This window comes from Paenibacillus sp. J5C2022 (assembly GCF_025567625.1).
Taxonomy (GTDB): Bacteria; Bacillota; Bacilli; order Paenibacillales; family Paenibacillaceae; genus Pristimantibacillus.
This window is the reverse complement of sequence record NZ_JAOQJC010000019.1, coordinates 1-16,166: the sequence shown is the minus strand read 5'-3', so window position 1 is coordinate 16,166 and position 16,166 is coordinate 1. Positions and strand designations below refer to the sequence as shown.

At 52.1% G+C, this 16,166-nt stretch carries 14 protein-coding genes; 10 read left to right on the top strand and 4 right to left on the bottom strand.

Annotation, left to right across the window (positions count from 1 at the left end; translation table 11 throughout):
• Window positions 1–49 precede the first annotated feature (49 nt).
• Window positions 50–1,405: a dicarboxylate/amino acid:cation symporter gene (locus tag M6D81_RS16280; protein ID WP_262677976.1), complete on the top strand. Its 1,356-nt coding sequence runs from the start codon at window positions 50–52 to the stop codon at window positions 1,403–1,405.
• Between the two features lie 94 nt (window positions 1,406–1,499).
• On the opposite strand, the gene M6D81_RS16275 is transcribed toward M6D81_RS16280, so the two are convergent.
• Together M6D81_RS16275 and M6D81_RS16270 are read right to left on the bottom strand one after the other, a co-directional pair.
• Window positions 1,500–1,781 carry a hypothetical protein gene (locus M6D81_RS16275; RefSeq protein WP_262677975.1) on the bottom strand — a complete coding sequence of 94 codons (282 nt, stop codon included), beginning with the start codon at window positions 1,779–1,781 and terminating at the stop codon, window positions 1,500–1,502.
• A 52-nt stretch (window positions 1,782–1,833) separates the two neighbouring features.
• Window positions 1,834–2,130 (bottom strand): DUF3055 domain-containing protein, encoded by a 297-nt coding sequence (locus M6D81_RS16270; protein WP_262677974.1) that lies wholly within the window; start codon window positions 2,128–2,130, stop codon window positions 1,834–1,836.
• Between the two features lie 180 nt (window positions 2,131–2,310).
• On the opposite strand from M6D81_RS16270, the gene M6D81_RS16265 reads away from it, so the two are divergent.
• From M6D81_RS16265 to M6D81_RS16230, 8 genes are all read left to right on the top strand, one after another.
• Window positions 2,311–3,390, top strand: a complete 1,080-nt coding sequence (locus M6D81_RS16265) for an acyltransferase family protein (RefSeq protein WP_262677973.1) — start codon at window positions 2,311–2,313, stop codon at window positions 3,388–3,390.
• 162 nt (window positions 3,391–3,552) lie between these two features.
• Window positions 3,553–4,539, top strand: coding sequence for an HRDC domain-containing protein (locus tag M6D81_RS16260; protein ID WP_262677972.1), 987 nt, complete (start codon window positions 3,553–3,555; stop codon window positions 4,537–4,539).
• Window positions 4,540–4,713: 174 nt separating this feature from the next.
• The gene (locus M6D81_RS16255; RefSeq protein ID WP_262677971.1) at window positions 4,714–5,175 is read left to right on the top strand and encodes a chemotaxis protein CheX; all 462 of its coding nucleotides are present in this window, start codon (window positions 4,714–4,716) and stop codon (window positions 5,173–5,175) included.
• Between the two features lie 134 nt (window positions 5,176–5,309).
• Entirely contained in the window at window positions 5,310–6,083 is a 774-nt protein-coding gene (locus M6D81_RS16250) for an SDR family NAD(P)-dependent oxidoreductase (RefSeq protein WP_410795750.1), read from the top strand.
• Between the two features lie 30 nt (window positions 6,084–6,113).
• Window positions 6,114–7,490 (top strand): DEAD/DEAH box helicase, encoded by a 1,377-nt coding sequence (locus M6D81_RS16245; protein ID WP_262677970.1) that lies wholly within the window; start codon window positions 6,114–6,116, stop codon window positions 7,488–7,490.
• A 102-nt stretch (window positions 7,491–7,592) separates the two neighbouring features.
• The gene (locus tag M6D81_RS16240; protein ID WP_262677969.1) at window positions 7,593–8,840 is read left to right on the top strand and encodes an S-layer homology domain-containing protein; all 1,248 of its coding nucleotides are present in this window, start codon (window positions 7,593–7,595) and stop codon (window positions 8,838–8,840) included.
• A gap of 156 nt (window positions 8,841–8,996) precedes the next feature.
• Window positions 8,997–9,746: an ABC transporter ATP-binding protein gene (locus M6D81_RS16235; RefSeq protein ID WP_262678069.1), complete on the top strand. Its 750-nt coding sequence runs from the start codon at window positions 8,997–8,999 to the stop codon at window positions 9,744–9,746.
• Complete coding sequence (locus M6D81_RS16230) at window positions 9,746–10,999, top strand: ABC transporter permease (protein WP_262677968.1); 1,254 nt, start codon at window positions 9,746–9,748, stop codon at window positions 10,997–10,999. The genes M6D81_RS16235 and M6D81_RS16230 overlap by 1 nt, the downstream gene beginning before the upstream one ends.
• A gap of 59 nt (window positions 11,000–11,058) precedes the next feature.
• On the opposite strand, the gene M6D81_RS16225 is transcribed toward M6D81_RS16230, so the two are convergent.
• Both M6D81_RS16225 and M6D81_RS16220 read right to left on the bottom strand, forming a co-directional pair.
• Window positions 11,059–11,751 carry a response regulator transcription factor gene (locus M6D81_RS16225; RefSeq protein WP_262677967.1) on the bottom strand — a complete coding sequence of 231 codons (693 nt, stop codon included), beginning with the start codon at window positions 11,749–11,751 and terminating at the stop codon, window positions 11,059–11,061.
• 55 nt (window positions 11,752–11,806) lie between these two features.
• Window positions 11,807–13,201, bottom strand: coding sequence for a sensor histidine kinase (locus tag M6D81_RS16220; RefSeq protein ID WP_262677966.1), 1,395 nt, complete (start codon window positions 13,199–13,201; stop codon window positions 11,807–11,809).
• A gap of 247 nt (window positions 13,202–13,448) precedes the next feature.
• Here M6D81_RS16220 and M6D81_RS16215 point away from each other — a divergent pair.
• A partial coding sequence (locus M6D81_RS16215) for a cadherin-like beta sandwich domain-containing protein (RefSeq protein WP_262677965.1) occupies window positions 13,449–16,166 on the top strand: 2,718 nt, incomplete at its 3' end.

Genomic DNA, 16,166 nt, shown 5'->3' with positions numbered 1-16,166 from the left:
AAGAGAGATATGCCATGCTAATGAAAGAGGAAGAAAGGGTGAAGGAGAAATGGAAAATAATTTGATCGACGCACTGGAAGCAAACTGGATATCCTTGCTTGTCTCCGCAGTCATATTGGGGGTGCTGTACGTCCTCGCGAAGAAGCGGGTCGGATTCGGCACAAGGGTATTAATCGCACTGGGGCTCGGGTTAGGCGCAGGACTACTCTTTAACGGATTTCAACTGGAGACGGAAGGCGTAAGCACGATCGGCAAAATCTATGTGAACTTCATTCGCATGCTCGTTATACCGCTCGTATTCGTACTCGTCATCAACAGTATCATTTCCATTACGAATCTGAGCTATCTGCGCAAGCTGAGCGTGAAGACAATCGGCTGGTTCCTAGGTACGACAGGCATAGCCGCGATAATCGGCTTGATCGTGGCTGTATCCATGAATCCAGGTGCAGGTCTGGACGCAGCTCCATCGGCGGACTTCGTGGCCCGGGAAGTACCGAGCTTCTTCCAGGTCATTCTGGATCAGATACCGTCCAATCCGTTTAAAGATGCCGCTGAAGGCAAAGTGGTGCCAATTCTCATATTCGCCTTGTTTATCGCTGTTGCGATCGTCAAGGTAGGCTCCAAGAAGCCGGACGCTGTAGAGCCGGTCAAGGCGTTCGTCGCATCCGCAACGGAGATTATGCATCAGGTTGTCAAGTTCGTACTTCGCTTCACACCTTACGGCGTGTATGCGTTAATTGCGGTCATGGCGGCGAAGTATGGCTGGGAAACGCTGGAGCCACTGGCGATGCTCATTCTTGTCAGCTATGTTGCGCTGGCTCTGCATTTCATTCTCGTGTTCGGCGGCTTGGTATCGTTCGTTGCAAAGGTGAACCCTATCAAGTTTTTCAGAAAAGCTTATCCGACCGTAGCCGTTGCCTTCACGACGCGCAGCAGCTTCGCTACCTTGCCAATTAACCTGGAGGTAATCACCAAGCGGCTTCGCGTCTCGCCGAAGATCGCAAGCTTCGTGGCACCGCTGGGCGCATCCATGAACTTCAACGGCTGCGGCGGCGTCTGGCCGGCTGTCGTCTCCGTCTTCGTCGCGGAAGTGTTCGGCATATCGCTAAGCTTCACGGATTATGTACTTATCGTCCTGGTCAGCGTCATCTCTTCCATTGGCGTGGCTGGAGTGCCGGGACCGGCATCCATATCGACAACGGTCGTATTGACCGCGATCGGTCTGCCGCTGGAGGGCATCGCACTTGTTGTGGCGGTGGAAGCGATTATCGACATGGGCCGTACCGCCGTGAATGCGACGGGTACGACAGTGACAGCACTATTGGTGGCGGATTCGGAGGGCGAATTCGATCGCGATTCCTTCAATCGCGATGAAGAAGATGAGCTGGAGCTTAATCCGGTATAAGCCATTCGCTGTGATGGATAATGAATAACGAACGAAGCCCCTGTCGGGACCTTCAAGGTCGCGACAGGGGCTTATTCCGCTTAAGTCTGAAGCATCACGGTTCGTCCTGCACTTCCGGCACTGCCGTACCGTAGTTGTCTTCACCGGGATAATCGCGATCCAATCCTTCATGCAGAGCTGCATTCTCATAGCCGAAGCGGCCTGTTCGTCGTTGGTCAATCCGCCACGGGGAGCTCTTGCCGAGCGATTCGCTAAGCAAGTCCGCCTCGTAAGGTCCCTCCGGGAATTCCTCTGGAAGCAGATCGTTGCGCTGAGACTCTACCGAAGCAACATCCGTCTCCTTCTGACGATTCTCATTGACGTAGGAATCTTCCAATAGCTAACGCCCTCCTGAATCTGTAATGGCTTCGGTATATACATTCCCCAGTTTATTCAGTAAAATTCACTTCTCCTACAACAAGATACAAAAATCCGGCAAGATCATGCGCTTCCTCTTCGTTCAGCTTGAAGGCAGAGGCCAGATAACCCTCCTTCGCCAGATCGTCAGGTCCGATAATAGCCGTAATTCCGCTCTGTAGGTCGATGACAAGCTTCTTGCCATAGAACCGGTCGGTCGTCGTAATAGCCAGATCAAAACGTCTTACGCTGGGTGCGATGAACGTGACAAACCGCGTCGTTGTCTCTTCCGTCGTGTCCGACATAAAGTCATAATCCTGCATTTGCATGGCTGTCGTTCCTCCTTCTCATTTCATTCATAATAGAACATAGTTATTTCTCACACTATAACATAATTAACGATGTTCACTAAAGTAGGGAAAGCCATTTGTACTTGAAGTCAGTACGCAAATGGATTAACATATATATGAAAGAATTTTATAACGAACGAAGTTGGAGGGGATTCAGGAATGGAATTATCGAAGCAAGACACCAGGGCCTTGAAAGGGATGGCTATTTTGCTTATGGTGCTGCTTCACTTGTTTGCGAGAAAGGATGTAGAGGGCTTATATTTTGCAGCTCCGCAATGGAACGGCGTCCCTCTTGTCTACTACCTTGCTTTGCTTGGCGACGCATGCCGGCCGATTTATTTGTTTGTGACAGGCTATGCCTTTTATGTCATGAGCAATCGTCCTCTCCGTGAAAGCATGAGGAAAAATCTATTTCGCATCTTAAAGTTGTACGTCAATTACTGGGTCGTATTCCTGCTGTTTGTGCCGCTATTTTTCATCGTACGTCCAGAGCAATGGCAGCAGATCAAGGCATACATGCTCGCCATGGACTTTCTTGGATTGTCCAACCATGTGAACGGCGCCTGGTGGTTTGTCCAGATTTATATTCTGATGGTTTTGCTTTCGCCTTTACTGCTTGCTATTGTAAAGAGGGTTCATTACATCCCGTTGCTTCTTATCACCGGAGCTCTATATTTGTTCTCGCATTTGCAGCGCTACTGGTCCATCATCGATTTCGGGCAGAATAACGTGCTCTTGTATGTCAACAATGTCGGCGTATTGTTCGGCACTTCCGTTTTTTCGTTTGTCGTTGGGGCGCTGTTCGCCAAATTTAAAGTCTATTCGCGCATATATCGACGGCTGCATAAACTGCCCTATCTCCAAATCGGCTGTCTGTTTGGTTTCGTTATACTGTTTCTATTCCATATGACAATCGAATCCTCCGTGATCGCGCCGCTGAATGCGGTCGCTATTATTTGCTTTTATTTATTATTGAAGAAAGGACCGGCGGTGCGGAGGGGGATGGCCTATATCAGCTCGCATTCGACGAATATTTGGCTGACCCATATGTTTTTTTACCAAACGATTTTTTCCGATCTTACTTTCTTCCCGAAGTATCCGCCGCTGATCTTCCTTTGGTTAATTGTGCTGTGCGTGGCGGCTTCGCTGGTGATCAAATCCATCACCAATCCCGTATTTAAATGGATCGACAGCAAGCAGCGAAGAGCCGCCCAGGCTTCTGTCGCGATAAACGCATGATTTGCTTGCCATAATTTGCACCTTGTGGTAGCATGTATACAAACGAACATAGGAACGGATTGTCGGGGAAGCACCCCTTCTGCAGCTGGCTGCGGGAGGGGTGCTTTTTTGGCGTCTGTCGACATGATTCGCCACTCTATGAATGGAAAGGTGTGTATCGCTATGGAAATCGTATTTTTGAACACATTCGAGAAGGCAGGTGCCGAGCATGACGTACAAACAGCTCAGCTGTCGATCTGCGAACGGCAAGGCGTGTGGTCAGTGCTGTGGCTGGAAGTGAAGGAAGAAGAGGAGGAGCCGGTTACCTGGTTCGAAGGCACATCATGGGAGGAGATGCTGATGACATTCCGTCATGGGGTGGCCAGAGTAATGGGACAAGGATATACGCCTATCATTGACGGTATGCTGGATGACGGCCGAACAGCCGGCGGAGGCTTCCGCTCCATGCTGCAATGCTACGGTGAGATGCATTACAAGGAAGAGCTGTTCCAGCAGCTTCGGGAATGGCGGCGGACGGCTGCGACAGCGGAGAAGAAATCCGCGTACATCATTGCGACGAATCGCATACTGTGGATGATCAGCGCCTTCGTGCCGCAGACGAAGGAAGAGCTGCTGCAGATTCCCGGTTGGGGCGCAGCGAAGAACGAGCTCTATGGAGAAGCTGTATTGGCGATTACTTCTGCGACTGAGCGGAACACGACCTTCCCTCTGGAGTGGGTCGCGAATGAGCTGGATGCAAGCAGCTATACGGAATGGTTATTCAAGCAGAAGGAACAGAAGTATCAATCGCTGATGGAGCGTCATCGGGAGAACAAGACGATTCTCTCCCTGCTTCATCGCGACGGAACGCTGGATCTGCTGGAGAAGGAGCTGTCCATGCCACGCAGGGAGCTTGTGATGCGCATTGAACAATTGGATCAGGAAGGGTACGACATTGAGCCGTTCCTGGAGCGGGAGCTGCTGGTCGTTCCGGAGGAGGAGAAGCAGCGGGTACGGGAGTCGCTGGCCTCGCTGGGAGACCGCTATCTGAAGCCTGTCATGCAGCAAGTATACGGCGAGGAAGAGGTGCAGGCGGACAAGCTGTATGAGCGTCTGCGCTTGATTCGAATGACCTACCGCCGGCAGCAACATGCAGGGGCGGCAATTTAAATAGCTGTGTTTAGTTCGATAATGAGACTTCTTTTGAGGCCATCGCCACCCCTTGGATATAGGACTAAAGGCCGAATAATGATCGTAATAGTATACTTGTCCTATTATATCAAGTATAATAGTAGCTAATAATAGAAGTGGCGAATTTTGTCGATAAAGGAGCGATTCCTCTTAATGAAGGCAGAGTATATTAATCCGTTTCTCGAGTCGGCCATCGTTGTCATTGAGCAAGTCGTACAAATACGGCCTGCAACGGGACAGTTGGGTCTGAAAGACATCACCTACATTGAAAACCATATATGGATTCAGATCGGTATGAACGGCCAAATGAACGGAAACATCATATTCGGGCTTAGTGAAGGGGTAGCGCTGAAGATGGTATCGGCGATGATGGGCGGCTACGCGATCTCGGAGATCGACGAGATGGGACGCAGCGCCATCTCCGAGCTGGGCAATATGATCAGCGGCAACGCCAGCATGCTCCTGTATAATCAAGGCGTGACGGTCGATATTACGCCTCCTCAAGTTATCCAGTCTGCCGGGGCTATGGATTTTTCCGTGACGAAGGCGCTGACGGTTCCGCTCATTGTGGACGGAATCGGACAATTGGATATTCAAGTGCTGGTTGCTTCTTAGCCTGATCGGCGGGGCATAACCCTTGTGGCGCGCTTGACGGAACACGATTCGGTCGTGGTTTTCCGTTGCTGCTGCAAGGGGATTTTTTTTGCTATGACGGCAGTTATGAAGTACACTTGGATTGGGTGATGGAGATGTTGAACGGAGCAATCGTATGGATAACGGGTGCATCCAGCGGGATCGGAGCGAAGACGGCTGCACTGCTGGCTGAGCGCGGAGCGATTCCGGTATTGACGGGGCGCAATGAACGGAAGCTGAAGGAGCATGCGGCCCGCATCGGAGAAGGCTGCAGCTACTATGTGATGGATGTCACGGACGGTCATCAGGTTGAAGCGACGGCGGTGGCGATAGTGGCCCGGTATGGCAGAATCGATATATTGTTGAATAACGCCGGCTATGGCGAATTCTCGCCTTTCGAGGATATGCCGATCGAGCGCTTTCAGGCGATGATGGAGACGAATTATATGGGCATTGTGCGCTGTGCGAAAGCGGCCTTGCCCTTCATGCAGCGGCAGGGAGGCGGGCACATTGTCAACATCGCTTCCATGGCGGGCAAGTTCGCTTCGGCGAAGTCTTCCGCCTACTCCGCCACCAAGCATGCGGTGCTCGGCTTGACCAACGCGATGCGCATGGAATTGAGGCCGCAGGGCATTCACGTGTCGGCGGTCAATCCGGGGCCGATCGATACGGAGTTTTTTGCGCTGGCTGATCCGGAAGGCCATTATGTGAACAATATAAAGTGGTTTATGATGAAGCCGGACTATGTAGCGCGCTGTATCGTGCGCGTCATGGAGCGGAAGCGGGCCGAGCTGGACCTGCCGAAGGCGGCGGGCATTGGCATGAAGCTGTACGGCTTGTTCCCGCGGATAGCCGACAGGCTGTTCGGCGGCTTATTGAATCGGAAGTAATTCCACAGAGGTAAGAGAGGGTATTGGAACATGGGAAAAACATGGTTAGAGCTGGGTGTTCATGAGAAATTATGCGATCTGCTTCAGGAGCAGGGCATCGGAGAGCCGACGGAGGTACAGCAAGCTGCCATTCCTGCGCTGCTTGAGGGCGGCGATCTGTCTGTGCGGTCCCAGACGGGCAGCGGCAAGACGCTGGCGTTCCTGCTTCCCGTCCTGCAGCAGTTGGACCCGAAGTCGGATGCGATCGGAGCGGTTATACTGTCCCCGACGCAGGAGCTCGCGATGCAGATTGTGCGGGTAGCGGAATTGTATGCGGAGCCGCTGGGCATCCGGGTGCAGCAGTTGATCGGCGGAGCGGCGATGAAGCGGCAGATCGAGAAGTTGAAGCTCCGTCCGCAGCTGGTGATAGGTACGCCAGGGCGGATACATGAGCTGCTCAAGGTGAAGAAGCTGAAGCTGCACGGCGTCCGGCATGTCATTATCGACGAGGCGGATCAGACATTCCAGCTGGGCTCATCCAAGGAGCTGGAGACGGTGCTGTTCAGTATGGGGAAGAACCGGCAGATGGCATTCTTCTCTGCTACCTTCCCGCCGGACATGGCCCGATTCGAAGGACGCTGGATGACGAACCCCGGCCATATCGGCATTCAACCGGACGTACGCGTCGCGGAGAGCATCCAGCATTATTATGTGCAGTGCGACAAGCGGGACAAGTTCGATACTGTCAGACGGCTATTGCGTCTGCTGAACCCTTCGTCCGCACTGCTCTTCCTGAACGATACGAATGACATATCCAATTGGGAATCGAAGCTGAAGTACGAGGGCTTCGATGCAGAAGTGATCTATGGGGATGCGGACAAGCAGCGCAGAGCCGCGACTCTTGCCAGGTTCCGCGACGGCCGCTGCCAATTGCTGCTGGCGACTGATGTTGCCGCCCGCGGTCTGGACATCGAAGCGCTGCCGCTAGTTCTCCAGCTTGATCCGGCAGTGGATGCCGACCATTATGTGCATCGAGCAGGCCGTACGGGAAGAATGGGGCGCTCGGGAACAGTTGTCACGATTATTACACATCAGGAGAAGTTCATCATGAACAAGTTCCGCAAGGAGCTTGGAATTGCGCTTGAAGAGCGGACGATGTTCCGGGGAGAGCTGTTGACGGAGGAGCAATTGCGCGAAGCTACCCGCTATAAGCCGAAGACGTCAAGCGGCACTGCGTCTACACGGGCCAGGCAGCGCGATTCCGTGACGTCTTCCCCGATGACGGAGCGGAAGCCAGTCGTAAGTGCCGTCAAGGGACAATCGCAGCCTACTCCCGCAAGGAAGAAATCCAGCAGGAAGCGCGACGACAAGAACAAAGGCGCGCCGAAATGGCTGAAGGAGAAACGCCAGCAAGATAAAACTGAATAATTTTTTTGAAGGCCACCCCTTAAAACGAACTTACCCCGCCGAACATTATGGGCGAAGGATAAAATGCGGCTTGTCCGCAATCGTTAAAGGAGAGTGGCTTTTTTGACAGGAAAAAACAAATGGAAAAAAACACTGATCGGTTCAATGGCCCTTCTGTTGCTGGCGAGCGGCGGCACCTCGGCTTTCGCGAACGGCAAGGGACACGACGATGATCGTGGTAAAGGGAAAGGCTGGTATGATGATAAAAGAGATCACGATGACGATGACGATGACGATGACGATGACAAGTATAAAGTAAAATGGCATTTCGAGGATGAAGAAGAGCTGGAGTGGGCCATGGAATACATTATGCGCCTGGCATCTAAAGGCGTATTCACCGGCTACGAGGACGGCACTTTCAAGCCAAAGCAAAAAATATCCCGAATTGAAACGCTGACAGCAGCTGTTCGATTGATGGGTCTGCGCGAGCAGGCTGAATCCGCGGAAGAAATGAGTACAGAGCTGCAATTCAAGGATGCGAATAAAATTGAGAAGAAATATCCTTGGGCAGTAGGCTATGTTGCGGTTGCTCTGGAGAATGACTTGTTCTTCGAAAATGAATCGGAAGTAAAACCAGAAGCTAACGCGACGAGATTGTGGTCCACGGTTCTCTTGATCAAGGCGTTGAAGCTTGAGGATGAAGCGAAGGCGCTTAACAATACGAAGCTTGACTTCAAGGATGCGCATGAAATTCCGGCCGGCTCTGTCGGCTATGTGGCGCTTGCCCTGGAGAAGGGAATTATTACTGGCTATGAAGACAAAAAAGGAAACAAAACGTTCCGTCCGAATCAGCCGGTTACTCGCGCGGAGCTTGCTGCTCTGCTGGACCGTACTGACAGCGAGATGCCGGACCATGATGCCAGCGCAATTCATGGCGAGATCAAGGTTGCCCCGACCGGCGGCGCGCTGACACTGACGAAGACCGACGGTACTTTGTTGACATTGCCGCTTGATTCCAATGTCTTTATTTTCAGAGACGATGTGAAAGCTCCGGTTAGCGCTCTGAAAGCGGGCGACAAGGTGTTCCTGCGTACATATCAGGGCAAAGTCGTCTTCATTGAAGTGACGCAAAATGCGGAAGAGGATGACATTATGGATGTGGGCATTATTCATTCCTTGAACTTTAATTCCAACGCGAAGCTCCAGACGCTTACCTTGAAGGTGACAACGAATAATGAGACCAAATATGTCATCTACAATATCGCTGACGATGTCGTTATTGTAGGCGATGCAGCCAAGCTGAAGGCGGATCAGGCTATCAGAGTGTCCGGCGATAACAACAAAGTAGATCGTATTGAAATACTGTCTTAATGCGGCAAGCTGTTCCTCGGTTAACGGGGAGCAGCTTGTTTTCTCACAAGCTTCGGGTCCCCGCAAAGCCTCACTTTGTGGGGTTATTTTGCTATTGCGGGAGGAATCCTTTATGCTGATGTAAAGTGGTTATTACAGGAAGATCCGGGGGGAAGGATAGTGAGTGTACTGCAGGTGACAGGAGTGACCGGGGGCTACAATCCCCGTAAGCCCGTGCTGCATGACGTCAGCTTTCAGGTGGAAGCGGGCGAGATGGTCGGTCTGATCGGATTGAACGGCGCGGGAAAAAGCACAACGATCAAGCACATATTGGGGCTGCTGACTCCGCAGAGCGGAAGTGTTCGAGTGGCTGAGGTGATGCTGGCGGAAAATCCGGAACGATACAGGGAGGCCTTCGCTTATGTGCCGGAGTCTCCAGTCTTGTATGACGAATTGACGGTGGAGGAGCATTTGCGTCTAAGCGGCATGGCTTACGCTGTCAAGGACAGCGATTATGACCACAGAGTGGAGTCATTGCTGCGGCAGTATCAGATGGAGCCGAAGCGAAAGGCGTTCGCCGCCCATCTGTCGAAGGGGATGCGGCAGAAGGTGATGATTATGAGCGCATTGCTGGCCGCTCCTCCGCTATACATAATTGATGAGCCTTTCCTTGGACTTGATCCGCTGGGCATACGCTCGCTGTTGGATGAGCTTGAAGCAGTGAAGTCGCAAGGGGCGGCTATTCTGATGAGCTCTCATATTCTATCCACGGTGGAAGCCTATTGCGACAAGTTCGTCGTGCTTCATCACGGAGAGGTGGTGGCTTACGGTAATCTGGAGCAAGTGCTCTTGGCTGCCGGATTAGAGAAGGGGAGGGGGACGCTGGAGGAGGCGTTCTACCGACTGGTCGCTGGAGGTGCCCCGTAATGGCCGGCGCATGGAAGCCAGAGTCCATCAGGCGAGATCGGGCGGCCGCTTTCCGCCGGGAGATCATGCCTTATATTCGCTATATGGGACAAAGCGGCTTTCCTGGATTCTTGTCGCTGGTATTCATCGTGTCGGCGATCGGGTACGGGAAGCTGATTAGCGATCTGTCCCCTAATTTCCCTGTTGCAGCGACAGGTGTTGTCGTTCTGACACCGGTATTGTGCTGGAGCCCGCTGCGTACCTTGCTCCGTCCGGCGGATACCGTCTATCTGATGCCGAGAGAGCATGAGATGGGCATGTACTTGCGGGGCTCGCTGCTTCGTTCAGCGAGATTGAGCTTCTCCGTTGCGGCAGTCGTGCTTCTCTTGTATATGCCGATTTATCGTCAAGGCGTTCATGAAGGCGAAGCGGCTATCCTGGTGCTGGCCGCAATTGCTCTGAAGCTGGTCAATGCCGCTGGAGCTTGGAGAGAGCGCCAGTTGAACTGGAGCTCTCAGCGTACGGCTTATCGCTGGCTGCGCTGGCTGCTCACTGCCGCTGTAATAGGGATGGCGTTAAGCTACAGCTGGTGGATAGCGCTGGGGCTCGTCGTGCTTGCCGTTGCAGCTATGACGCTTTTGTACCGGCTTCCGAATGCGCAGGGGTTTCCTTGGGAGCGATTAATTGAAGAAGAGGAGAATACGCGGAGACGGATGGGGCTGTTCTTCAGTATGTTCATCGATGTGCCAGTAGTGTCTTCACGCGTCAAGCGCAGGAGCTATCTGGCATGGCTGCTGCCGACAATAAGCTTCAGCAGGTCGCGTACATTCCAATATTTATATGCGGCTACTCTGTTCCGCACGGAGATAGGCGGAATTCTTGTCCGCTTGCTTCTGCTGGGTGGAACGGTCGTATTCTGGGCTGCGGGAGAAGGGTATGGACAAGGATGGGGTGCGGCACTGGCGTATATGTTGTTTCTATTAATCTATTTCGTGCAGCTTGGCAGTCTCAGGCACAGCCATCGCTATACGGTATGGAAGCAGATCTATCCGCTGCCTGAACGCCAGCACATGGATGGGGTAATGTCAGTGGACAGATGGGCGAGCTTGACGGGAGCGATCTTGCTCTGGCTGCCCTGCGGGATAACGCTCTTCCTGCAAGGCATAGCGCTTCCCGCTGTTGCCGCGCTGGCAGGTGTTCTGCTGTATGCCGGCATGTGGCGTCCCTCGCGGCTCCGGGTCAGAATGGAGAAGGAACTGGATGAGGACGCATAAGAAGGTCGGATACAGGGAAGGGGCTGTCCTGTTCGTGAAAGGACAGCCACTTACTTGGATTACCCCGAGGCAAAGCGATATCCGATTCCGCGTATCGTCTGAATGTACGCGGGCATCTTCGGGTTATCTTCGATTTTTTTTCGCAGGAAATTGATATATACGCTAAGACTATTGGGATCATATTGCTCGTGATGCCATACGGCTTGATACAGCTCGTCTTTCGTGAACGTATGACCGGGCTTGCGCATAAATACGGAAAGCAAATCGCATTCCGTTTGCGTGAGCTGAAACTTTTCCCCTTCTTTTTCCATCGACAGAGAGTCTAAATGAAGAATGATAGGCCCGAATTGAAGGCGATTGGCCGTTACCGTGGTCAGCGGACTTCGACTTCTCCGGATATTGGCCATAACTCGGGCAACGAGCTCACTGGGGATGAACGGTTTGGTCACATAATCGTCGGCTCCCAAGCCAAGGGTTTTAATTTTTTTCTCCGTCTCGCTTAAAGCGCTCACAACAATGACAGGGGTGTGGTTGTGAGAAGAACGGATATGCTGCAGAGCTTGCCAGCCGTCCGTGTCATCCATCATCAGATCCAATATGATCAAATCAAAGGATTCCCGCTGCAGCAATTGCAACGCTTCCTTTCCGCTGCTTGCCTCCGTATAAGGCATGCTTTCTTCTTGCAAATGAATGCCTATTAAATGACGAATGTCCGGGTCGTCATCAACGATAAGGATTCGGGAATCAGTCAAGTGGGTTACCTCCTCATGCTAGCGACACGCCTACTCCTTTAATATAATCATTATATCACCGGGGCAATGTCACCGTGAAGCGCGTTTCCTTGCCGGGTGCGCTGTACAGGGATACCCCGCCGCCATGGGCATGAGCGATTTCTTTCACAATGGATAATCCTATGCCGAAGCCTTCACCGCCTCTATTCTGACTCCCCTGGTAGAAACGGTCAAAGAGAAACGGCTGCTGTTCTGGGGGAACCCCTTGTCCGTGATCAATGACAGAAAAGGATACCCCTTCTTCCGCCTCCTTGTACTCCACTCTCAGATATTTCCCAGTTGCTCCGTATTTTATCGCGTTATCGATCAAGTTGCGCATTGCACGTTCCAGCAAGTTGACATCAGCCATCAATGTCATGCTTATTTCCGGAATCGAGATATCCATTTCGATTCCCTTTGACTCCAGAACGGCGATGTATTCTGCCAGTACTTTTCTCAACATCACAGCTAATTGGGTAGGGTTTTTCTGAATTTGAACGCCATGGAGATCGTATTGCGACACTTGAAACAACGCGTTGATCAGTTTTTCCATGTATTGCGAGCGGCTAAGGATAATATCGGCATGAGCTTGCAACTCGTCTTCATTTTTATATATGCCTCTCTGTATGGCTTGCGCGTAACCAAGAATATTAGTGAGAGGCGTTCGCAGATCATGAGATAAGTTGGAAATCAACGTTTTGCGCTTGGTTTCCTGATCTTGAATCTGTGCGAATTGTTCACGAATCCGCTTCGACATGGCATTGAAATGTTGGGCGAGCTGCCCGATTTCATCGTTATGGTCGTCATGGATTTCACGGCGACGATCGATCGACATGCCCGAGAGGGCTTCATTTATCCCTTTTAACCGTTTGCGCAAAGCATGAAAGAAATGATAGGTAAAGAAATACGGCGTAATGATAAATACGAGAAAGGGAATGAAAAGAGAGAGAAGGGATGTCCATGAACGGAAATATAAAAGAATTTGTGATTCCCTCATGGCTTCCGGGGGGATCTCAAGATACAAATAGTAGTTGTGCCCCGAAATATCGGCCGGATACATCATACTGACGGGATGTTCCAGGTCCCAATAGCTGTCCGATTCGTTAGCTAGCAGATGGATGAGCTCGGAAGGGCTGTATGCCTGCGTTCGACCGTCTGAGGCATATACAATCGCACCGTCAGTATGGAGCCACTCAAAAACAAACGAAGGGTTCTGGGATTGATAGACCTCCGTGACTTCAATGAGCGCTGCCTCCTTTTCCCCGTTTTGGTTGACCTCTAAGATCATTTCGTTTGCCATTGCTTTTAATGTTTCATACGTATGACCGGGCTGCAATATTTGCCCCAAGGTCAGAGCAAGCGTGACGGCCAATACAATAGCTGCGGCGCTGCTGACAATAAAGTACAGCCATAATTTAAAAGAGAGTTTCATAATCCCGCTTTAGCCTCCAAAAAAAGTGATAACCGCCTTTTCACATGTCCCCTGAAGAAACATGTTTGTACTATAGTACAACAATTCTTACAGGGTTGAGTACTTTATCCAAATGAGAAGAGAAAGTTTTAAGAAACCTTTAAGATTACAAGGTAATGAATATGCGAGAATAGGCAAGCATCATAGCCAATTCTCCATTGTGAGTCGTATAGAGGCTATGAAATGAAGAGGAAGAGGAGCGCGAAAGGTGAAAAGAAGGGTTCAAAGCAGAGTATCTATCATCGTAGTCATTGTTCTATTAATAGGCATGATCGAAATACCTCAATGGCATACCGCAGAAGCGGCGCACTCAGCAGCCGGTTTACAAGGGGCGGTCTCCATTGCTAATGGAGCGAGGCATAGCTTAGCGTTAATGACGGACGGCAGTGTCGTCGCTTGGGGCGATAACTATAAGGGGAAAGCGAACGTCCCTGCCAATGCGCAGAGCGGCGTCATTGCGATTGATGCGGGGTACTTTCACAATATGGTGTTAAAGGAGAATGGTTCCGTCATCGCTTGGGGCACTAACAGTCTTGGTCAAACGGAAGTCCCCGTAGCTGCACAGAGCGGTGTTGTCGCGATTTCTGCTGGAACATTTCATTCTGCGGCGTTAAAGGAGGATGGTTCCGTCATCGTTTGGGGTGACATATCTGCAAGTATCGTCCCCGCAGCTGCACAAAGCGGTGTTGTCGCGATTTCTGCTGGAGGAGGCCATACTTTAGCGTTAAAGGAGGATGGTTCCGTTATCGCTTTTGGTTGGAATGACTATGGTCAAAACGACGTCCCCGTAGCTGCACAAAGCGGTGTTGTCGCGGTTTCTAGTGGTCTTTCTCATTCTTTGGCATTAAAGGAGGATGGTTCCGTCATCGCTTGGGGTTACAACAATTTGGGTCAAGCGGAAGTCCCCGTAGCTGCACAGAGTGGTGTTGTCGCGATTTCTGGTGGAAGTTACCACTCATTGGCGTTAAAGGAGGATGGTTCCGTCATCATATGGGGAGATGGACTGGCCCCCCCGCCCGAAGCGCAGAGCGGTGTCATTGCGATTGCGGCGGGGCTCGCTGTCGATAACGAGAGAAAAGCTCAACACTCTATGGTGCTAAAGACAGATGGGAGTATAGTGGTATGGGGCAAAAGCAATAGTGATGGTAATCTAGACGTGCCGGCAGAATTATCGAAGCCTGTGAAAGCAAAAAGAATAGCTGCTGGTTATGATCATTCCCTGGCCTTGAAGTCGGATGGGGGGGGCGTCGCGTGGGGGAGCAATGATAAAGGCCAGACGGCCATCCCGCCCGCAGCGCAAAGCGGCGTGGTATCGATCGATTCTGGTTCCGACCATTCGTTGGCGTTAAAGTCGGACGGGAGCGTCATTGCATGGGGGGACTCAGATCATGGAAAAACGACGGTTCCGGCCGCAGCGCGGAGTGGTGTGGCTTCGATTGTGGCAGGTGCCAATCATTCTGTGGCGTTAAAGTCGGATGGCAGTGTCATTGCGTGGGGGATCAATGATGCAGGTCAAACGACGGTCCCGGCCGCAGCGCAAAGCGGCGTCAAAGCGATTGCGTCTGAAGGCAATCATACGTTGGCGTTAAAGTCGGACGGCAGTGTCGTCGGATGGGGCTACGATATCTTTGGCCAAGCGACTGCACCGACTGCAGCCCAGAGCGGCGTCAAAGCGATTGCGACTGGACTGAACCATTCCTTAGCACTAAAGTCGGACGGCAGTGTCGTCGCTTGGGGAGACGATCGTTTTGGTCTAACGGCCGTCCCGTCTGCGGCGCAGAGCGGCGTCGTAGCGATTGCAGCTGGATTCCGTCATTCCTTGGCGTTGAAGTCAGATGGCAGTGTCATCGCGTGGGGGAGTGACACTCAGGGGCAAACGAGCGTTCCGACGACAGCACAGAGCGGTGTTGTAGCGATCGCTGCTGGCCTGCATCATTCCTTGGCATTAAAGTCGGACGGCAGCATCGTGGCGTGGGGAAGTGGATCTGAGGGTCAAGCTACTATCCCAGGCAATGTGAATTTAAGCCATATGACTGTCGATACAGGTACGATAAGCCCCCATTTCCATCCCAATATCACCAGCTATACGGGATACGTCAGTCCCTCGGTCAGCAGCGTGAACGTGACGGCGACGCTGGCGAGCCCCCTGCATGCCGAACTGCTCATCAACGGGGCGTATGAAACGAGCGCTTTGGCAGTTCATGTTCCGCTAACGGGAGACTCTACCGTCATTCAGGCACATGTGGAGCCGTACTTTTCTGCAGGGAAGACATACACCATAACCGTAATGAAGGACGCAATAGCGCCTACCGTTAGCTTGGGCGCGAATGGAAATGAAACGTATGCCGCGACAGCTTCGACAACAGTCGAAGTGAGCGACGGCGAGAGCGGCGTCGATACGGACAGCCTGCAATATGTATGGACGCAAAGTTCCGTCACGCCGGATGACGGAGCAGCATGGGCAAGCTTCTCAAGCGGGGATTCGCTCACACAAAGCGGCGTGAATGGCGATTGGTATTTACATATCAAGGCTGCCGATAAAGCGGGCAATGTTGTCAATGCCGGATCGAATCGCTTCCGATTGGATAACGGCGTTCCCGTTGTCAGCTTTGGCATTAACGGGAATGAAACGTATGCGACAAGAGCTTCGACGACCGTTACCGTCAGCGACAGCGAGAGCGGCGTCGATTCGGACAGTCTGCAAGCAGTGTGGACGCAAACATCCGGCACCCCGGACGACAGCGCCGCATGGGCAAGCTTTGCAAGTGGGGATACGCTAACACAAACCGGTGTGAACGGCGACTGGTATTTGCATATCCGCGCCTCTGATGAAGTCGGCAATGATGTGGCTGCCGGATCGAATCGCTTCCGGTTGGATAACGGAGCTCCCGTTGTCAGCCTGGGTACGAATGGGAATGAGAGCTAC